The 19,849-nt window shown below is 58.9% G+C and carries 18 protein-coding genes; 1 reads left to right on the top strand and 17 read right to left on the bottom strand.

Annotated elements, in window-relative coordinates; genetic code table 11:
• Positions 1–174 precede the first annotated feature (174 nt).
• From HW273_RS05115 to HW273_RS05105, 3 genes are all read right to left on the bottom strand, one after another.
• The gene (locus HW273_RS05115) at positions 175–1,677 is read right to left on the bottom strand and encodes an AAA family ATPase (protein ID WP_179010753.1); all 1,503 of its coding nucleotides are present in this window, start codon (positions 1,675–1,677) and stop codon (positions 175–177) included.
• Between the two features lie 30 nt (positions 1,678–1,707).
• Positions 1,708–3,690, bottom strand: a complete 1,983-nt coding sequence (locus HW273_RS05110; protein WP_179010752.1) for an ADP-ribosylglycohydrolase family protein — start codon at positions 3,688–3,690, stop codon at positions 1,708–1,710.
• Positions 3,691–3,808: 118 nt separating this feature from the next.
• Positions 3,809–4,666, bottom strand: a complete 858-nt coding sequence (locus HW273_RS05105) for a DegV family protein (protein ID WP_179010751.1) — start codon at positions 4,664–4,666, stop codon at positions 3,809–3,811.
• 153 nt (positions 4,667–4,819) lie between these two features.
• Here HW273_RS05105 and HW273_RS05100 point away from each other — a divergent pair, with 153 nt between their 5' ends.
• Positions 4,820–5,650, top strand: a complete 831-nt coding sequence (locus HW273_RS05100; protein ID WP_179010750.1) for a mechanosensitive ion channel family protein — start codon at positions 4,820–4,822, stop codon at positions 5,648–5,650.
• 29 nt (positions 5,651–5,679) lie between these two features.
• Here HW273_RS05100 and HW273_RS05095 read toward each other — a convergent pair whose 3' ends face one another.
• The 14 genes from HW273_RS05095 to argS all read right to left on the bottom strand — a co-directional run bounded on the left by HW273_RS05095 (position 5,680) and on the right by argS (position 19,777).
• A complete protein-coding gene (locus HW273_RS05095; protein ID WP_179010749.1) occupies positions 5,680–6,666 on the bottom strand; it encodes a peptidylprolyl isomerase in 987 nt (328 codons plus the stop codon).
• A gap of 19 nt (positions 6,667–6,685) precedes the next feature.
• A complete protein-coding gene (locus tag HW273_RS05090; RefSeq protein WP_179010748.1) occupies positions 6,686–7,153 on the bottom strand; it encodes a divergent PAP2 family protein in 468 nt (155 codons plus the stop codon).
• 46 nt (positions 7,154–7,199) lie between these two features.
• The gene (gene glgA, locus HW273_RS05085; protein ID WP_179010747.1) at positions 7,200–8,645 is read right to left on the bottom strand and encodes a glycogen synthase GlgA; all 1,446 of its coding nucleotides are present in this window, start codon (positions 8,643–8,645) and stop codon (positions 7,200–7,202) included.
• A 37-nt stretch (positions 8,646–8,682) separates the two neighbouring features.
• Complete coding sequence (gene recN / locus HW273_RS05080; protein ID WP_179010746.1) at positions 8,683–10,338, bottom strand: DNA repair protein RecN; 1,656 nt, start codon at positions 10,336–10,338, stop codon at positions 8,683–8,685.
• A 103-nt stretch (positions 10,339–10,441) separates the two neighbouring features.
• Positions 10,442–10,894, bottom strand: a complete 453-nt coding sequence (gene argR, locus HW273_RS05075; protein WP_179010745.1) for an arginine repressor — start codon at positions 10,892–10,894, stop codon at positions 10,442–10,444.
• A 1-nt stretch (position 10,895) separates the two neighbouring features.
• Positions 10,896–11,711, bottom strand: a complete 816-nt coding sequence (locus tag HW273_RS05070) for an NAD(+)/NADH kinase (RefSeq protein ID WP_179010744.1) — start codon at positions 11,709–11,711, stop codon at positions 10,896–10,898.
• An 11-nt stretch (positions 11,712–11,722) separates the two neighbouring features.
• Positions 11,723–12,547, bottom strand: a complete 825-nt coding sequence (locus tag HW273_RS05065; RefSeq protein ID WP_179010743.1) for a TlyA family RNA methyltransferase — start codon at positions 12,545–12,547, stop codon at positions 11,723–11,725.
• Positions 12,544–14,409: a 1-deoxy-D-xylulose-5-phosphate synthase gene (gene dxs, locus HW273_RS05060; RefSeq protein WP_179010742.1), complete on the bottom strand. Its 1,866-nt coding sequence runs from the start codon at positions 14,407–14,409 to the stop codon at positions 12,544–12,546. The genes HW273_RS05065 and dxs overlap by 4 nt, the downstream gene beginning before the upstream one ends.
• 1 nt (position 14,410) lies before the next feature.
• Entirely contained in the window at positions 14,411–15,349 is a 939-nt protein-coding gene (locus HW273_RS05055) for a polyprenyl synthetase family protein (RefSeq protein ID WP_179010741.1), read from the bottom strand.
• Positions 15,327–15,659: an exodeoxyribonuclease VII small subunit gene (locus HW273_RS05050; protein ID WP_330603957.1), complete on the bottom strand. Its 333-nt coding sequence runs from the start codon at positions 15,657–15,659 to the stop codon at positions 15,327–15,329. Before HW273_RS05050 ends, HW273_RS05055 begins: the two co-directional genes overlap by 23 nt.
• Complete coding sequence (xseA, locus tag HW273_RS05045; RefSeq protein ID WP_179010740.1) at positions 15,656–16,939, bottom strand: exodeoxyribonuclease VII large subunit; 1,284 nt, start codon at positions 16,937–16,939, stop codon at positions 15,656–15,658. The genes HW273_RS05050 and xseA overlap by 4 nt, the downstream gene beginning before the upstream one ends.
• On the bottom strand, positions 16,936–17,475 hold the full coding sequence (gene nusB, locus HW273_RS05040; protein WP_179010739.1) for a transcription antitermination factor NusB: 540 nt from the start codon (positions 17,473–17,475) through the stop codon (positions 16,936–16,938). The genes xseA and nusB overlap by 4 nt, the downstream gene beginning before the upstream one ends.
• Positions 17,468–17,854 (bottom strand): Asp23/Gls24 family envelope stress response protein, encoded by a 387-nt coding sequence (locus tag HW273_RS05035; RefSeq protein ID WP_179010738.1) that lies wholly within the window; start codon positions 17,852–17,854, stop codon positions 17,468–17,470. The genes nusB and HW273_RS05035 overlap by 8 nt, the downstream gene beginning before the upstream one ends.
• A gap of 120 nt (positions 17,855–17,974) precedes the next feature.
• Positions 17,975–19,777 (bottom strand): arginine--tRNA ligase, encoded by a 1,803-nt coding sequence (argS, locus tag HW273_RS05030; protein WP_179010737.1) that lies wholly within the window; start codon positions 19,775–19,777, stop codon positions 17,975–17,977.
• Positions 19,778–19,849 lie beyond the last annotated feature (72 nt).

Here is a 19,849-nt window from a genome sequence, read left to right as displayed (position 1 = left end):
CTCTCTTTCTTACCGACCGCGCCGGACAGATTCCCCGCCATTTTTCCTCAAGCAGACAGGCGCGGTCCTTCGGCATTCCCTGTCCCTGCCCCGCAGACAGGACTCTGGTATCAGTATAGCAAAAAGCGCGGATAGAATAAATATCCGCGCCCCACTTTTTCCTCCCGACGATGCTTAGGGAAACAGCGCCCGGCAGCGTGCTTCGTCGAAGCAAAAGCGCGGAAGCCCCTCTGTTTCGATCCGATAGAGCGCATGAGCGGCGAGCTGCTCCGCCGCCTGCTCCAGATCCCGGCAGCCAGGACAGCCGCCGTATTTCTCGAGCAGCACCTCCACCGCTTCCTCCTGCACGAGGCACTCCTCCTCTCTCATTCCCAGTCTCCGGAGCGTCCGCGGCAGGGCAAAGCGCCGGAAGATGGTGCGTTTCTCCTCCCTGCTGTAGTCCGGCAGCTCAATGACGGCAAAACGGGTCATCAGCGGGTCACTGATCTTCGACTTGTCGTTCGCTGTCGCGATCGGATAAACACCGGAGGTCGGAATCACGCATTCGACATAGTTGTCGGTGTAGCCGAGATTGTCGAGCAGCGTAAGCAGCGCGTCCGCCGGATTCCCATTGCTGCCGCTGCCCTCCGCCTTATCCAGCTCGTTGATAAGGAAGACGAGGTTGGAGCTCCCCGCCTCGGCAAATGCCTCCATGATCCGCCCCGGCTTCGCATTGGCATAGAGACGCGGGCTTCCGGTCAGCGCCTCCGCATCATGGATCGCACTCATATCCAGCGCCGTCCACGGCAGTCCCAGGATACGCGCAACCGCATAGGCAATCTGCGACTTCCCGGTTCCCGCCGGACCGACCAGCAGAAGCCCGTATGCCGGAAGCGTGTGCGTCCGATTGATCTGAATGATGGTCTCTATGATCCGCTGCTTCACCCGCGTGAGCCCGTACAGCTCCTCATCCAGGATCTGCCGCGCCCGCACCGGATCGATCGGCGGGAAATAGCTTCCCTGCCATGAAACGCTGAGCATCATGGACAGCGCACGCTTGCTGTGCCGCTTCTCCTCCGGGCTGACATCTCCGGAGGAGAGCAACTGCAGGTTCCGCCGCGCCCAGAGGCGGATCTGCCGCGGAAGCGTATCCCCTGCCGCGTGGAGAAAGTCCGTCATCTCCTGCGGATCGGACAGCAGGAAGCGGTTCTGCTTTTCCTCAGGACTGTCCGCTTCCTCCGTCTCCGCTGTTATCCCCCGAAGAGAGAGAAGCCTCGAAAGCATCAGCTGCAGGAGGGCATCCCCCGCTACAGGCTCCATGCTCCGGAGCCGGGCGTCTATGATGCGGAGCCGGTATACGGCAAAGCCTGCCTCCGTACGCTTCCCCGACAGCCGGAGCATCGTCCCATTCTCCCCGAGCCAGTCCACGAGCTTCCGGAAGCGGCTGTCCAGAGAGAGGATATCTGCCTGCCCCTCGCCGCCGTCCCGCCGGATATAATGGAATGCCGTCCGACGTCCCTCGCCCGGGAAATACCCGCACTCATGATGCCGGAGCTCCTGCTCCTTCTCGGATAAAACAAGCAGCGGATGCTCCGCATCCGCTGTCTCTGTCTCCCCCTGAAACAAAGTATAGGTTACTGCGGCAGTCTCCCGCTCCGTCTCCGCCGCTCTGCAAAAATCATACACTCTGTCTGCCATGCTCTGCCTTGATCCTCCTGCGCCGCCGGTTCAGCCGATCCATGCCTTCTGGAAGCCTGCACAGAGCGACTCCGCCCATTCCCGCTTCGGAAGGTTCTCGCTCCATTCCTTCGGAATCGCCTCGTAGCGATATGCCGCACCGGCAATCGCGCCGGTCACCAGCGCCAGTCCCTTGCCGCCGATGGCGAAGGCTTCAATGACCGCCTCCTGATAGTTCGTCGTATTCAGCAGACACCAGAGCGCATTCTCCAGCGTTCCTGCCGCGTCGCCGCTCTCCGGCAACGCACCGTTGTCCAGCTCCCGAAGCGCTGTGATGTCCAGAATATGCCCAAGCTCCGGCAGCGCCCTCGTCATTTCGTCATAGTCTGCAATGGACTCCCGATGCGCCTCCAGTGCCTCCCGGTTCATCTCCTTCTCTTCCTCGGACATTCCCTCCTCGTCCTCCTGCATATAGAAGAGACGCGCCTCATTGACCGCAGCCGCGAGCTGCTGCTCCAGATCCTCTCCGCCGCGCTCCAGAAGCAGGTTCCGGAGCATCAGTGCGAAAATCTCTGCCGTGAGCTTCACCCTGCCGTCATTCTGAAAGAGCTGCACCGCCTGATGCAGCATCGCGCGATCCGTATCGCCGAATTCATGACCCCTGCGCACCAGCAAGAGTGCGAAGGGCAGCATCCTTTGCAGCGACTCATCGCTCTGATACCCGTCCCCGCTCTCGCCGCAGAGCAGCGGGCTGACGCCCCGTGCATTCTTCATCACCGCGGACTCGAAGCACCTGCCGCTGTTCTCCGGCGCTGTGCCGTCTGCACTGTACGCGCCGTGCATCCGCTGTCGGAAGAAGCGATCCATCATATCCTCGAAGTCAAGCTTCTTCTGCTCGTTCAAACTGTCCAGCTCCGCGAAAAGCAGTGCGCCCCCCTGCTCCCACTCGCCCATCTTCAGCCCCTCTACGGACGGACACGGGTTCTCCTTTTTCCGGCTCTCATACTCCAGACTGTTGCCGACTACCGCGCCGAGCAGCGCGCCCATTGTCCGCATTTCCCGCGTCTCCAGCGCGGCGCGGCGCTGCTCCGCCGTCTTCTCCATATCCTCCGCCTTTAAGATCCAGTCAAGCAGACTCCGGTTCAGCAGGAAGCGCTGTCCCCAGGGATTGATGAGCACGCCGTCCAGTCCCGCATCCGTCCCGAGCTGCTGCCCGCTGTGGAGGATGTCCCGCAGCGGCATCGCGATTACGCCGGTCTCATTCTTCCCCTTGCGGATCTCCTCGCCCCTCGTGAATACGGCGAGAACGGTCTTGCCGTCCGAGGTCTTCAGCCGATTCAGAAAGAGCCTGCTTTCCGATGTCAGCTGCTCCGTCTGCTTCGCCTCTCCCTCTGCCCGTGAAACGGCAACCAGAACCTGCGCCTGCCGGCTCATCCCGTTCAGGATCGAAGCGAGCACCGCCTGCAGCTCTCGCCTAAGCCCCGGTTCCTTCTCCTCATCGGAAAGGTTCCCCGCTTTCCCGCGCTCGATCTCCTCATAATACCTCGAGATCGCGAGCTCCAGCTCGCCGTTCTCCTTCATCTTCTCCTCGAGATGGTTCTGGCGGTCCTGATTCAGCAGTACCTGCATCGCCTCCCGTACCAGAATGAAATTCTCCCCCCATGGGTCAATCGCCAGCCCCGCGACCTTCTCATTCTGCATCACCGTCTCCAGAATATTCCGAATCGGCAGCACGATCGCCGTCGTGAGCTGCCCCCTCTCCCTGCCCTTCGCCTGCTCCTTCTCGCTGGTGAAAGCAACCGCGTAGCTCTTCCCGTCCTGTGTATTCAGGAGGTTCATGGAGATCCGGAATGCACCCTCGGTATTGCCGATCGGCGAGGCCGCCATCAGCATCCCGGTGCCCTTCTGCAGCTCTCCGGAAATCGTCTCGAAAACCCGGTTCAGCTGCTTCGGATCCCTTCCCTTCTTAAACTGCTCTATCTCTCTGCTGATCCGGTAGGAGTCGTGAATCAGCTTCTCCGCTTTCTCTTCCATTCTGCCATCCTCCATTGTCCGCGTCTTCTTGCTCTGCGGACAGTGCGCCGTTCTGTGCAAAGGGCGCGAAATAGTCATACCTTATCAGTATAGCAGAAAAAGCGTATGCCGTCTATGCTCAGAGCGCGATGACGATCCCCTGATCGTTCGCATAAACCGTGGCGACGCCCTGCGCGTTCGTGACGATCAGCTCCCGAAATGTCGCGAGACGCAGCAGCTCCTGCTTCACAAACTCCGCCCGCTCCGGCGCATCGACATGCGTGATCACGACACGGAGCGCCTTCGTCGCCTCCGCGCCGCCGGCACGCTCCACCGCGAGCTCTGCCATCCTCCGGAGCGCCTTATTCATTCCACGCTGCCTGTCGAGCTGAACAATGACGCCATTCACCGCGCCCATGACCGGCTTAATATTGAGCGCACTCGCGAGAAAGGACTTTACCGCGGAAAGACGGCCGTTCTTCCGGAGCGTCTCGAGGGATTCCAGCACGAAGTAGGTCTGCATCCGATGAATCTTCTCCGTCACGTTCCGCACCAGCTCCTCGAAGCTCTCCCCGTTTTCCTTCCTCTCCCGGATCTCGAGACAGAGATTGCACTGTCCTGCCGAAGCGGAATCCGAACCGAAGACATGGATCTTCTTTCCCATCCGATCCGGATGCGCTTCCTCGAAGAGCTGCAGACCGACCACCGCCGACTGATAGCTGCCGGACAGATGCTCCGAGAGCGTCACAATATAGACCTCCTCCGCGTTTGACTCCTCTATCGCCCTCTGGTATGCCTCCGGAGAGGGGCAGGCGGTCTTCGGGCCGACCGGAGAAGCCGCCACACGATCCAGAAACTCTCTCTGCCGGAAGCTCTTGTCATCCACCACCGAATATGTCCCGAGCTCCAGCACCAGCGGAACAGAAGCAAACGCCGGCGATTCCCACATCTCCGGCGTGAAATCCGAGCAGCTGTCTCCAATAATCTTGTATAGCATAAATGTCCTCGCTTCATGTAGTTTTTAATACTACTTATTATAGCAAAGGCATTCAGTTTGTCAATACAGGCTATCGGCGGATCCGATTCTGTGCTATGCTAAGGAAAACAAACAGGCATTTCCAAATCAGGAACAGTTCGGGAGGTTCTCACCATGCTCTTTCATCCGTTTTCCGGTCTCATCCTCGCCATAGAGACCGCCTTCACGACGCTCGGCGCCTTCCTCAGTCTGGCAGGCAGGAGGCTCTTCCTCGCCCTGCTCGTCGCCCTGCTCGGCCGCCTGCTGATCCGGAAATTCAGCGGGTTTCTGAAAAGATCCCGGCTCTATGGAACGCTGGATCCGACGATCCGGCTCTTTATGAAGAATTTCTTAGAGGTCGTTCTCTATATCGTCCTCGCCGTTTCCGTGATCTCCATCCTCGGCGTGCCGATGGCATCCGTCATTACCGTGCTCGCCTCCGCCGGTGTCGCGATCGGTCTGTCCCTGCAGGGCGCGCTGTCCAATCTGGCGGGCGGCATCATGCTCCTGCTCTTCCGTCCGTTCAATGTCGGGGACTATATCTCCGCATCAGGCGCGGAGGGGACGGTTCGCGGCATTACGCTGATCTATACCATCCTGATCTCTCCGGACAACAAGCGCATCACCGTCCCGAACGGCAGCCTGATGAACGCCAATGTCATCAATCACAGCGCCGAGGCGAGCCGAAGGATCGATCTCCGCTTCCGCCTCTGCTACGGCTCGAATATCGAAAAGGTCAATGCGATCCTCCGCCGCATCATGCAGGAAAACCCGCTTGTCCTGCGGGATCCCGCTTTCTTCGCGGGACTTACGGAAAGCACGGATCACGCCATGGTCTTCACAGCGCGCGCATGGGTAAAGACCGAGAACTACTGGACGGTCTACTCCGAACTTCTGGAGGGCATCTCCGGCGCGCTCACAGCAGAGGGCTTCCGGGAGCCGAGGTTCGCTGTACAGAACGGCTGAACGCGTCCCCTACTCTCGCCCGCACCCCGTCACAGCCCGCTCTCCGCATAGAGGCTGAAGAAATTCGCAGCGGCGCTGTCCGGGTACGCCGTAAGGTCGATCTCCTTCCAGAAATCCGCCCGGAAGCGGATGATATGCTGCGCCGCATAGTCCGCATAGCTCTCCGTGAGCGCATTGGAGCGGATCGCCAGCTCCAGCCTCTCCTTCCGTTCCTTCGTCGCCTCCCTGTCATAGGCATTCGTGCATTTCAGGATATAGAACCTTCCATCCATCTGGAAAACCGTGGAGATCTCTCCCTCCTCCAGAGAAAAGGCAGTGGAGTAGAGTGCATTGTCCTGCTCTGCCCTCGCGAGCGTCTTCTCGAAATCCGAATCCTCGGAATACTGCCTCGCATAGTAGGCGAAGTTCGCGCCCTCACCCAGCACCTTCTCATGAAGCTCCTGCGCCGTCGTTTCGTCGGAAACGACAATCTGCTGCACATGGATGATCTTTGCGTCCGCGTCGCTGACCTCTGCATCCACCGTACTCAGCAGATAGTCCGCTGTTTTCGAGGCAATGAAATATTCCGTATAGATATTCGTCACGTCCTTGATCGTACAGTCTCCGAAGAACGCCTTGTCCGCATCGCTGAGTCCCTCATAAAAAAGCTTCGCCGTGCTGCGGATCAGCTCCATTTCCTTCGAGGTCGCGATGATCCCCTTCTCCTGCGCAAGCAGATTAAGCGTCTTTATATCCTGCAGAAATTCCTTCGTTCTGGCAATGAAATACGGCCCGTAGCTCGTTTCCTGCTGCCCCGTTACCGGCATTTCCCAGAGCTCCGTACCGAAGATATCCCGGTAGCGATTCCGTTCGGAGCCGAGCACCACCATCGCCTCGGCACGCGTATACTCTCCGACGTCCTCGGTCTTTCCGGTAATCTCTATCCCCTTACACGAAAGCAAGCTGCATGCCAGCAGCATACAGCTCAGTATCAGGGTGAGACCTCTCTTCCGTTTCTTCAGAAAATCAGCTTTCATAGAATAACATCCCTCCGGCTCACAGAATCCCGTAGGAGGAGGCGACCAGAAAGGCGATAAGAAAGCCGAGAATCGCGCCCATTCCCACCTGTAGCGGGGTATGTCCGACATATTCCTTCAGCTTCTTCTCCACCTCCTCCGGCTTCCAGTTAAAGGGATTGTCAGTCAGCATCTTGTTCAGGATCACCGCCTGCTTCCCTGTCTCCCGACGAACGCCGGTCGCGTCATACATCACGACGATCGCGAAAACACAGGCGATCGCGAAATACGGACTCTCCGCCCCGTACTGGATCGCGGCGGCTGTCGCCAGCGCCACGACGGTAGAGGAATGACTGGACGGCATCCCGCCGGAGCCGGTCATCCTCTCCCAGTTAATCCCCTTGTTGAAATAGGCGTCGATCGCGGTCTTCAGCACCTGCGCGACGAACCAGCCCACCACACCGGAAATCAGCATATAGTTGCTCAGTATCGCATCAAAAAAATTCATCCTCAAACATCCATGCCCCCTCAGGCGGGGCGTAAGACCTCACGGTTCAGTAGCCGATCAGCCAGTCGTAGAGCTCCTGATACCGAAGCGCCGAGGCCCTCCATGAGAAGTCCTTCTGCATCGCCCTGTCGACGATCTTGTTCCAGTCCCTCTTTCTGTCATAGTAAATCCGCTCGGCATAGCGAATCGCCGCAAGCATCTCGTGCGCGTTATAGTTGCAGAAGGTAAAGCCGGTTCCCCTGTCCTCGTACTCATTATACGGCTCTACGGTATCCTTCAGTCCGCCGGTCTCGCGGACGATCGGTATCGTACCGTAACGGAGCGCGATCAGCTGCGAAAGTCCGCAGGGCTCGAAGAGGGACGGCATCAGGTAAGCGTCGCAGGAAGCATAGATCCGGTGGCTCGCTTCATTGGAATAGTAGATCTGTGCCGAGACCTTGTCATGGTACTTCCAGTCGAAGTGGCGGAACATATTCTCATACTTCTCATCGCCGGTGCCAAGCACGACGAACTGGATATCGTCCCGACAGAGCTCATCCAGTATGCACTGCACGAGATCCAGCCCTTTCTGGTCGGTCAGACGGGAAACGATGCCGATCATCATCTTCGACGGATCGACATTGAGACCGTACTGCTCCTGCAGCGCTTTCTTGTTCTTCGCCTTCTCTTTCCGGAAATTCTTCTGGTTATAGTTCCTGACGAGGAAATGATCTGTCTCTGGATCCCATTCCTCATAATCGATGCCGTTCACGATGCCGCGGAGATCATGCTCTCTCGCACGGAGCAGCCCGTCCAGCCCCTCCCCGTAGAAGGGCATCTTGATCTCCTCTGCATAGGTATCCGACACGGTTGTGACGGCATCCGCATAGACGATGCCGCCCTTCAAGAGATTCCCGTCCTTCTTGCATTCCAGCTTATCCGGTGTGAAGTAATAGTCCGAGAGCTGGGTGAAGCGCTGTATCGTCCTGACATCCCAGACCCCCTGGAATTTCAGGTTGTGAATGGTGATCACGCTCCGGATGGAACGGTAGAACTCTCCGCCCGCGAAGCGATCCTTCAGGAGCACCGGCACGAGTCCCGTCTGCCAGTCATGGCAGTGGATCAGATCCGGATGGAAGTCCAGCAGCGGCAGCGCGGAAAGCGCCGCATAGCAGAAGAAGCAGAACTTCTCGAGATCCCAGTACCAGTCTCCATAGGGCTTGTCCCCGGAGAAGTAGGACTCGTTGTCAATGAAGTAGTAGCACACTCCCTCATAGTCATACTTCAGCACCCCGACATAGCGGGACTGCCCGAGGTAATCCATGTAAAAATGTGTGACATATTCCATCTTCTCCCGCCACTTCCACGGAATACACATAAACTTCGGGATCATGACCCTGCAGTCATAATAGGCTCTGTCGATTGTCTTCGGAAGGGAACCGACCACGTCGGCCAGTCCGCCGGTCTTCACAAACGGAACCGCCTCTGATGCTAAGAAAAGTATGTTCTTCATACCGAAACCTCCGATCAAGTTTACTCTCAGTGTACTCTTATTCGGACTTCTTCGCAAGCGCTTTCAGCTCCCGGGCATTCTCCAGCACCGCCGCAGTGAGCCGGTCGCCGGCGAGGAGCCTGCCAAGCTCCAGCACGGATTCCTCCTCCGAAAGCTCGCGGATTTCCGTGTGCGTATGTCCGTCTGCGGCAGATTTCTCGATACCGTAATGCCGGTCCGCCTTCGCTGCGATCTGCGGCAGATGCGTAATCAGGATGACCTGATGATTCCGTGAAATCTTCCGGAGCTTCTCGGCGACCTTCTCCGCCGTCCTGCCCGAGATTCCGGTGTCCACCTCGTCGAAGATCAACGTCGGAATCTCGTCCCCATCCGCCAGCACCGTCTTAATCGAGAGCATGATCCGCGAGAGCTCTCCGCCCGATGCCACCTCGCTGAGCGGACGCACCGGCTCACCCGGATTGAGGCTTACCTCGAAGTGCGCCTCATCCATCCCGTTTTCTGTCGGCTCCCTGAGCGCGCGAAACGGCATCTCGAAGCGGGTGGAGAGGAAGCCCAGCTCCTGCATCTCCTGTGCGATTCTCCGGCAGAGAATCGCCGCGCCCTCTTCCCGCTTCTTCGTGAGCTCGCCGGAGAGCAGCAGGAGTTCCTGCCGCGCCTGAGAAAACGCTTCCTCTGCCTTCTTCTTTGAGCTGTCGTAATCAAGCAGCTCCTGCAGGCGGCGCTTCTTTTCCAGAAGTGCCGCTTCTGCCCGCTCCACCGTATCGCCGTATTTCACAAGGATGCCGCGGATGAAGTTAAGGCGCTTCTCCGTCGCCCGGAACTCCTCCTCACTGTATTCATTCTGCTCGAGGTAATGCCGAAGCTCCCGCGCGCTGTCCTCCGCGATCGCCTGAAGGTCGTAGAGGCTGTCCAGCACCCCCTTCAATCCCTCATCATAGCGCACTGTCCGTTCGAGCAGTCCGACTGCACGAAAAAGCTCCGACTCTCCGAGGATCTGCCCCGCCTCCGAAACAGCAGCCCGGATCTTCTCACTGTTCTGATATCTCCGATAGCGTTCAGAGAGCTCCTCCTCCTCGCCCTCCCGGAGCTCTGCCTCCGTAAGCTCCCGAATCTCGAACTCGAGGAAATCGATCTCCCGCTGCCGCTGCCCCTCATCCAGATCGAAGGCGCACAGACGCTCCCATGCCTCCCGGTAGCTTCGGTATGCCGTCCGGACGCTCTGCCGAAGCCCTCCCGCATCCCGGTAAAGGAAGGAATCCAGAATCCGAAGATGAGAGCCGTCCCGCAGGAGGCTCTGATGCTCATGCTGTCCATGAATGTCGATCAGGAGCTCCGTCACCTCTCGGAGCTTCGAAAGGGTCGAGATCCTGTCATTGATGCGGATCTCCGACTTCCTCTCCGAGATCTTCCGGCGGATAATCAACATTCCATCCTCCGGCTCCACATCCATTTCCCGAAGCGCGCGCTCCTGCTGCTCCGTGAGCTCGGTAAACACGAGCTCCACCGCTCCGGAATCCCTCCCGCTTCGGATCATGTCCTTATTCGCCTTCGAGCCAAGCGCCAGATTGATCGAACCGATCAGGATCGACTTTCCCGCGCCGGTCTCTCCGGTCAGTATATTCAGCCCCTCTCCGAACTCCACATCGGAGGAGTCGATCAGCGCCATATCCTTCACATGAAGATGACTCAGCATTTTCCCTCCTCTGCCGTATTTCCCGCGCTTCCCGTCCGCTCGCACCATGTCTCATTTCCGGCAGCGGTTCCGCTATGCAATTCGCCGAAGCGCATACTTCCGCCTATTTCCCCAGGAGCTCCTGCAGGTGCTCTGTGATGAGCTCCGCGTCCGCACTGTCCTTCACGGCGCACATGATCGTATCATCCCCTGCCAGCGTCCCGACGATCCGATCGAGCCGAAGATGATCCAGCGCCGCAGCCACCGCGTTCGCCATACCGGACATCGTACGGATCACGAGGAGATTGCCCGCGGTATCCATGGACAGAAGCCCTTCGCGGAGCACACGTGTGTACTTATCGGTGAAGCTCTGCTGCTCCTGCGGGAGCACCTGATAGTACTGCCTGCCCGCATTCCCCGTGACCTTGGAAAGCTTCAGCTCCTTGATGTCCCGGGAGACCGTCGCCTGCGTCACGCGGAAACCGGCGCTGTTCAGCCGTTCCGCCAGCTCCTCCTGTGTCTCGATGTGCATCTTCGTCACCAGCTCGATAATCTTTTCCTGTCTGCCCTTCTTCATCCTATACTCCTGCCATTTTCTCTCTCAGCTTCTTCAGGAAGCTTCCCCTGTGAAGCTTCACCAGTATCGTCTGCTCCTCCGCCTTCTCGATCCGCACGCTGTCGCCGGCACGGAGTGCGAAGCTCCTCTCCCCGTCAAACGCCAGAAGCTGCGCCGAAGACTCTACCCGGATCTCCATCTGCTTGTCATCGTCCATGATGACAGGACGGTTGTTCAGGGAATGCGCACAGATCGGTGTCAGCACATAGACCGGCGCCGTCGGAGAGACCACCGGTCCTCCCGCGGAAAGATTGTACGCCGTAGAGCCTGTCGGGGTGGAAATGATAATACCGTCCGCCGAGTAGGGCGAGAGCTCCTGTCCGTCGCAAAGGATACGGAAGCGCAGAATGCTGATGCCCCTCCGCCTCGAAAGCAGGATTTCATTCAGCGCGATCCCGGAGGCGAGCTCCCGATCTCCCCGGAAAACCTTCGCGTGAAGCATCGAGCGGACATCCCTGTAATAGCCCCCGCTGCAGACCGCCTCTACCGCTCCGGCGATCCCCTCCCTCCCGGAAACCTCCGTGAGAAAGCCCAGATGCCCCGTATTGATCCCGAGGATCGGGATCGGAAGTCCGCGCAGCACACCTGCCGTCCGGAGGATCGTCCCGTCTCCGCCGAGGGTAATGATACAGTCCGCTCCCTCCAGGCTCTCTCTCTTATAATCCCTGTTCGGAAGCAGAAGAACCGAGGCATTCCGCGCGGCAAGCTCCTGCAGAATCAATGCCTTGTACTCCTCGGTATCCTGTTTCGTTCTGTTGACAATCAATGCGATTTTCATTTTCTTCCCAGCTATGCTCCGCTTTCCCTGTCCAGCGCGCTGTGACTCTCCGAAACGACCCTCTCTGCTATCTCGGGGAGCGGCTCCGGGAATGCCTGTCCCTCTCCGAGACAGAGCAGCGCCAGATACTCGATATTCCCCTCCGGCCCCTTGATCGGGGAATAGCTCAGTCCCAGCAGACGGAAGCCCAGCTCCGCCGCCGCGGTGAGCGTCCGAACGATGACCTCCCTGTGTACGTCCCGATCCCGGACGACGCCCTTCTTCCCGACCTGTTCTCTCCCCGCCTCGAACTGCGGCTTGATCAGGCAGAGCAGCTCTCCGTCCGGTGCGAGCAGCGTCTTCGCCACCGGCAGCACCAGCCGCAGGCTGATGAAGGAGACATCGATGGAGATCAGCCCCGCCCTCATCCCGATCTGCTCCGGCGTCACATGGCGGATATTCGTCTTCTCCATGGAGACGACCCTCGGGTCGTTCCGCAGCTTCCATGCAAGCTGCCCATGCCCCACATCGATGGCGAATACCTTTTCCGCGCCGTTTTGCAGCATACAGTCCGTGAAGCCGCCGGTGGAGGCGCCGATATCTATACAGGTCTTGCCGGACGGATTGACATGGAAGGTCTCGATCGCCTTTTCCAGCTTAAGTCCGCCGCGGGAGACATAGCGGAGGGTGCTGCCTCGGAGCTCAATGACCGCTTCCGCCGGGAAACTGCTCCCTGCCTTATCCTCCCGCTCTCCGTTTACATAGACGATGCCCGCCATAATGCTGCGCTTCGCCCTCTCCCGGGACTCTGCGAGTCCCCGCTCCACCAGCAGGACATCCAGTCTTTCCTTCTTCAATGGATCACCCCTTCTGTCCGCATACGTTCCATGACGGAGTCCGAATCGATCCGGAGCCCCTCCCGAAGCTTGGAGACGTCTCCATGCTCCACATAGCAGTCCGGCAGCGTGATCGTGAGTACCCGGACCTCAGGATGCCTCTCCGTGAGATACGCCTGCATCTGTATGCCCATGCCTCCCTGCTTCACATTTTCCTCCAGCGTCACGATGCAGCGATGCCCGTCCCGTACCAGCCGTTCCAGCATCTCTGTATCGATGGGCTTGATAAATCTGGCATTTACGAGGGTGAGTCTCTCTCCCTGCCGCGCTGCCTTCTCTCGGATGTGTACGGCAGTCGAAACCATGGAGCCTGCCGCAACCATCGCCACATCCTCCCCCTCATACAGAAGCTCCGCCTTTCCCAGCTCGATCGGCGCGTGGAACTCCGAGAGCTCCTGATACGCCGTCCCTCTCGGATAGCGCAGGCTGATCGGGCGCGGAAACGTGATCGCGAACTCCAGCATCTCCCGGAGCTCCCGCGCATTCTTCGGCGCCATGATCGTCATATTCGGAATACTGCTCAGAAAGGAATAGTCGAAGATCCCCTGATGCGTCTCTCCGTCCGAGCCGACCAGTCCCGCGCGGTCGATCGCGAAGACCACCGGCAGCTTCTGCAGGCAGACATCATGGACAATCTGGTCGTAGGCACGCTGCAGGAAGCTGGAATAGACTGCCACTACCGGCCGAAGCCCTTCGCTCGCCATTCCCGCCGCGCTCGTGACCGCATGCGCCTCCGCGATCCCGACATCGAAGAAACGGTTCGGATACTTCTCGGAGAAGTCCCGAAGCCCCGTGCCGTCCGGCATCGCCGCCGTCACCGCGACGAGCTCCGGATGCGCCGCGCCGAGCTCCACGAGCTTCCTGGAGAAAACCTCGGTATAGCTCTCACCGGATGCCTGCTTCGCCTTTCCGCTCCGGATATCGAAGGGAGCGACCCCATGGTAACGGGACGGAAACTTCTCCGCCGGCTTGTAGCCCTTGCCCTTCTTTGTGAGCACATGAACGAGTACAGCGTGGTCGATCTGCTTTGCCTCGCGGATAACCCGCTCCACCGCCTGGATGTCGTGTCCGTCCACCGGCCCGAGATAGGTCAGTCCCATATTCTCGAAGAGCATCCCCGGAATGAGCAGTGCCTTCAGCGAGTTCTTTGTCCGCTGTATCCGCCGCACGATCGGCTCTCCGATCACCGGGATAGACAGCAGGAAGCTGCCGACCGAGAGCTTCATCCGGTTATAGCCCCTGCCCGCCCGCAGTCCGTTCAGATACCTCGACATCCCGCCGACATTCCTCGAGATCGACATCTCATTGTCATTCAGGATGATAATGAAGTTTTTCCGCATCCGCGCCGCATTGTTCAGTCCCTCGTACGCCATGCCTCCGGTGAGCGCGCCGTCCCCGATCACCGCCGCAACGGTGAAATCCTCGCCCTTGATATCCCGCGCCTCCGCGATCCCCAGCGCCGCGGAAATAGAGGTCGAGCTGTGTCCGGTATCAAAGCAGTCGAAGGGGCTCTCCGAGCGCTTCGGAAAACCGCTCATTCCTCCGTACTGCCGCAGCCCGTCGAAATTGTCCTTCCGTCCCGACAGGATCTTGTGGGTATAGGACTGATGCCCTACATCCCAGACAAGCTTGTCTGTCGGCAGATTCAGGGCGCGATACAGCCCGATCGTCAGCTCCACTACCCCCAGATTGGAAGCGAGATGCCCCCCATATTCTGCTGTTTTTTCAATGATGAACTGCCGGATCTCTGCGGAAAGCGCCGTGAGCTCCTGTACACTCAGCCCCTTCAGATCCTCCGGGCCATGAATCTCCTCTAATAGCATATCAACTCTTTCGGTGTATTAAATAACGGATCAGCTCCTCCAGAAAGGCGCGCCGGTTCTCCGAGGGAGAAAGCGCACGAAGCCTCGAAAGCGCCTCCTCCGAAAGCCGCCGAACCTCCTGCTCCGCACCCTCGATTCCATGGAGACGAACGTAAGTCGTCTTGCCGTTCCCTGCATCGGAATGAATCGGCTTGCCCAGCTCCTCCTCGGTCGAGGTCTCGTCCAGTATGTCATCCTGAATCTGGAACGCAATGCCGACCTGCTCTCCGATCTCGCGGAGAAGGCAGACCTCCTGCTCCGATGCCCCCGCAAGCATCCCGCCGATCTCCAGCGCGCCCGCGCAAAGCGCGCCGGTTTTCAAGCGGTAAATGAAGAGGAGCTCCGCTTCCGTGAGCGGCTTGCCGGTTTTCTCCACATCCACTGCCTGTCCGCCGAGCATCCCGTCGATCCCGCTGCATTCCGAGAGTCGGAACAGTGCGCGGACGAAGCGCCCGCTGAGCCTCTCCCGCTCCGCCGCTCCGAGCTCCCGCTGAAATGTACCCGAAACCAGCTGGAAGGCATAAAGAGAGAGCGCGTCTCCTGCCAGCGTACCCATATCCTCCCCGAAGCGAAACCATGTCGATTCCTGCCCTCTCCGATATCTGTCCCCATCCATACAGGGCAGATCGTCATGGCAAAGCGAAAAGGTATGGATCATCTCCATCGCCGCCATGAACGCCCGAAGAAGCCGCTCCGCCCCCGTATCCTCCGTCCGCATGAGAAGCACATAGGACGCATGCATCAAAAGCGGACGGAGCCGCTTCCCGCCTGCCAGAAGCGAATAATTCACCGCGCGGATGACCTGCGCCTGCATCCCCTCCTCCCGCGGGAGAAAGCGCCGCAGCACCGCCTCGCATTCCTCTGTCCGTTCCCTTAGCTCAAGAGAGAATTCCTTCTTCATCCAATACCCTCACCTGCTTCTCTACCCTGTCTATGCTCTCGTTTGCCTGCCGGATCAGCTCGACGCCTCTCTTATAGAGCCGGAAAGACTTCTCGAGGCTCTCTGCATTCTCCATTTCGGAAAGCAGGCTGTCCAGCAGCGTAAAGATCTCCTCGAGGCTCTGCTGCGTCTCTTCCTCCTGCACTGCCGCATCCTCTGCCTTCTTCCCGCTGCGGCGGTGAGGCTTCTTTTCCGTATGCGCTGCCTCCTGCCGTCCGGAAGCTGCCGTATTCTCCGCCTCCGCCGTCTGTTTCTGCATCTCCTTCGTCACGCGCCTCCTCCCTTCGTCATTTTCTCCACCGACTCCACTCGGCTCCGAATGTCTCCGTCACGGAGCGAGATCCGTAGCAGCTCTCCCGCCGCGACGCTGTCCACACTGTCCACTCTGCGCCCCTCCGCGTCCTGAAGGTACGCATAGCCGGCAGAAAGCTTGCGGAGCGGGGATACCGCTTCCAGCCGTTCCGCACGAAGCGAAAGCGCATTTCGACTTCGCTCCAGCCGCCGCGCCATCCACTCTGAAAATGCCGGGTAGCGGAGCAGCCGCTGCCGGCTCCGTTCCAGCGCGGTCGAAAGCTGCCCGCGCAGCCGCTCTCCGATATGATCAAGCCTTTGCCGCTCCTGCCGAAGAACCGCCGACGGATTCTCCCGGGACAGCCGCTGCCGAAGATAACCAAGCCGCTGCCGCTGGTCGAAGATCCGCGTCAGCATCTCCGAATCCAGCCGTTCTCTCCGCTCCGTGAGCTCCTGCAGGAGTGCCCTGAGGTCAAAGACCGCGAGCTCCGCTGCGGCGGACGGCGTCGGGGCGCGGAGATCCGCAGCGAAATCGCAGATCGTCGTATCCGTCTCATGCCCGACGGCGGAAATGACCGGCGTATCCGCATTGAACACTGCCTCCGCCACCACGCGCTCATTGAACGCCCAGAGATCCTCAATAGAGCCTCCGCCTCTGCCGACGATCAGCACATCCAATCCCATGCGATCCAGCGTTTCTATCCCCTCTGCGATGGATTCCGCCGCATGTTCCCCCTGTACGAGCGCCGGAAACAGCCAGAGCTCCACATAGGGATTCCGCCGTTTCGCGATCTGAATGATATCCCGCACCGCTGCGCCGGACTTTGCCGTCACGATGCCGATCCGCTGTGCGTAGCGCGGAATCGGCTTTTTATAGAGCGGGTCAAACATCCCCATCTCGGAGAGCTCCCGCTTCAGCTCCTCGAAGCGGAGATAGAGCTCACCGATCCCGTCCGGACGGATCCGCATCGCATAGAGCTGGTAGGAGCCGCCTCTCTGATAGACGCCGATCCGTCCCGAAACCAGCACCCTCCTGCCATTCTCCAAGGTAAATGTAAGCCCCGCCCGCTCTCCGGCGAAAAGAACCGCAGAGAGCTGCGAAGCCGCATCTTTCAGTGTGAAATAGATATGTCCCGACGGATGGTACTTCAGGTTGGAGATCTCGCCGGAAACCGTGAGAGACCGCAGAGAGAAGTCCTCGGAAAAGAGCTGTGCGAGGTAACGGTTTACCTGCGATACGGTGTAGCTCTGCTCCTTCATTCCTTTTTATTCACCAGAACGTGCATCTTCTTGCCGCCCTGCCGCATCTCCGTCAGCTCTCCCTTCCGACTGCGCGGCGTCTTCTCCGCTGCCGTATCCTCTCTCGGGCTCACGATACGCGCGAGCACGCCGTTCACGAAGGAGCCGGACTCTGCGCCGCCGTACTTCTTCGCGATCTCAACCGCCTCATTCAGTGCGACCTTCTCCGGTACTCCCTCATCATAGTGCAGCTCATAGAGCGCGAGCCGCAGCACAGTGAGGTCTGTTCTGGACATCCGCTTCGTCGTCCAGCCCTCTGCCGCCCTATCCAGCTCACGGTCGAGCTCCGGCAGCCGTTCCACGATCTTCCCCACCTCTGTCCTGAGACTGCGCTCCTCCTCCTCGGAAAGCGCCTCAATGCGGATAAGCCGGTCGCCGTCCTCATAGTCCGGAGACTCGAAATAATGCGCGAGCTGCTCCGGAATCTCTCCGTCCGGATAGAACTGCGCGGAGAACAGCAGCTTGAATTTGTGGTCTCTCTCTTCTCTCTTATTCATTGTCTTTCGTTGCCACTCCGGATATTCTGATATTGACGTCCAGCACATTCAGCCCGGTCATATTCTCAATCGCCTGGCTGACCCTGTCCTGCACATTTCTGGAAACCTCAGGAATCGAGTAGCCATACTTCACGCAGAGGTTCAGGGACACCGATACATGGTAGTCCTCGATCTCGATCTTAACGCCCTTCGCGAGATCCCGTATCCCCATGCGGGAAATGATCTCTCCCGACCAGCCGCCGTCCATGGAATCGACGCCCTCCACCTCGGTCGCCGCGATCCCGGATATGATCGCTACGACCTCGTCCGCGATCACAACGGAGCCCTGCTCCTCCTTCGTATACACTACATGGGACTTTCTCTCTTCGTTCTGCGCCATGCTTCCCTCCCGCACTATTCAAAATACAAGCTTATGAATGCAGCCTTTTCCCACTTTATGCAATGATGATAGCACAAAAATGCATAAAATAAAACCGAACAATTTATGAAAATTTCAGTCCTACATCCGCTCCGGCGCCGAAAAGCCCAGCGTATGAATACAGTCGGTCAGAACCTTCCATGCCAGGAGCAGCGTGCCGAGATAGCTCTTCTTCTGCACCTCGTCCTCCTCCGCCAGAATCTTCACATCATGGTAGAAGGAATTGAAGAAATTCGCCGTCTCATAAATATAAGTACAGATCTTGTGCGGCGCAAGCTCCTCCCATGCTGTATTCATCGTGTCCTGATACCGGCCGAGCTGCAGCTGCAGGCTGTGACCGCTCTTCGCCGCGATCGGGAGAATCCGGAAGTCGGTCGCGTGTTCTCTCACGAAATCCTCCATCCTGCCGCATTCGAGCCGCTCCGCCGCCGCATACTTCCGGAGAATCGAGGAAATACGGACGATGGTATAGAGAATGTACGGGCCGGTATTTCCCTCGAAGGCAGTGAACTTGTCCAGATCGAAAACATAATCCTTCGTCGCCTGATTGGAGAGATCGCCGTATTTCAGCGCCGCAAGCCCGATGGTCCTCGCATTCTCCCGCGCCTCTGCCTCCGGCATATCCGAACGTGATTCCCGGATCCGCTCCAGCACTCTCTCATTTGTCTCCCGAATCAGCGTCTCGAGACGGAGCACGCCGCCCTCTCTGGTCTTGAACGGCCTGCCGTCCTTTCCATTCATCGTGCCGAAGCCGATGTAGGTGAGGTCTGTCTCCGGCTTTACGAAGCCCGCCTTCTTCGCCACGCGGAAAAACTGCGTGTAGTGCAGCGCCTGCCGGCTGTCCGCAATATAGATATAACGATCCGGATGAAGCAGCTCCTCTCTCTCCAGTATCGTGCCCAGATCGGAGGTCGCGTAGAGTGCCGCGCCGTCCGACTTCCGGATCATGCACGGCGGCAGCTCCTTCGCGTCTGTCGGCTCCGTGATATCGACGACCAGCGCCCCCTGCGACTCATAAGCGAGCCCCTGCTCAATCAGGCGCTGTATCAGCCCCGGAATATACGGCTGCGCATCGCTCTCCCCCTTCCAGAGGTCGAAATGTACATCCAGTGCATCATAATTTTTCCTGAGATCCTCCACGGACACCGCCATGATCTGCTCCCAGACTCTTCGGCATTCCGCGTCTCCTCCCTGCAGCCGGCGCGTCGCCGCATGCGCCTTCTCCGCGAAATCCGGATGCAGGAGCCGTCCCTCCTCATCCGTTTCCTTCGCCTTCTTCGATGCCGCCGGATAGATCTCCTCCAGCTCCGCGATCGTGAGCTGCTCCCCGAGCCTTCCCCTCTCCTCCAGCTCCGCGATAATCAATCCCATCTGCAGGCCCCAGTCTCCGAGGTGTACGTCTCCGATGGCTTTCTTACCCATACGAAGCGCCATTCTCTTCAGTGCTTCGCCGATGACCGCCGAACGCAGATGCCCGACATGCAGCGGCTTCGCTACATTGGCGCCGCCGTAGTCCACCACGATGGTCTCTGCAGCCCCGTAGGGCTCAAGCCCCAGCCCCTCCTCGAAGTTCATTCGATTCAGATGGCTGTCCAGTACGAGCGGGTTCAGACGCAGGTTCAGAAAGCCCGGCATAACCGCCTCTGCCTTCGAGAAAATCCGCTCCCCGTCAAGCTCCATGCCTGTAAGCTTCTCTGCCACCGCTACGGCGATCTCCATCGGTTTCTCGTGATACCGCTTCGCACCCGCCATCGCGCCGTTGCACTGATATTCACAGAGATCCGGACGGTTGGATACCGTCACCCTGCCAAGCGCCTCATCATAGCCCGCCAGCGAAAAGGCGGCCCGAACCGCATCCGCGATCCGATTCTGTAATGTCGTCAATGCTCCCACTCCTTTTTCTTCTTAGAAATGCAAAATACAGTCCGTTCCCGGCTCTGTCGTCATTCGGCATCG

This window comes from Oribacterium sp. oral taxon 102 (assembly GCF_013394775.1).
Lineage (GTDB): Bacteria > Bacillota > Clostridia > Lachnospirales > Lachnospiraceae > Oribacterium.
Note: the sequence above shows the minus strand (reverse complement) of the source record. Positions and strands in the feature narration are given on the sequence as shown.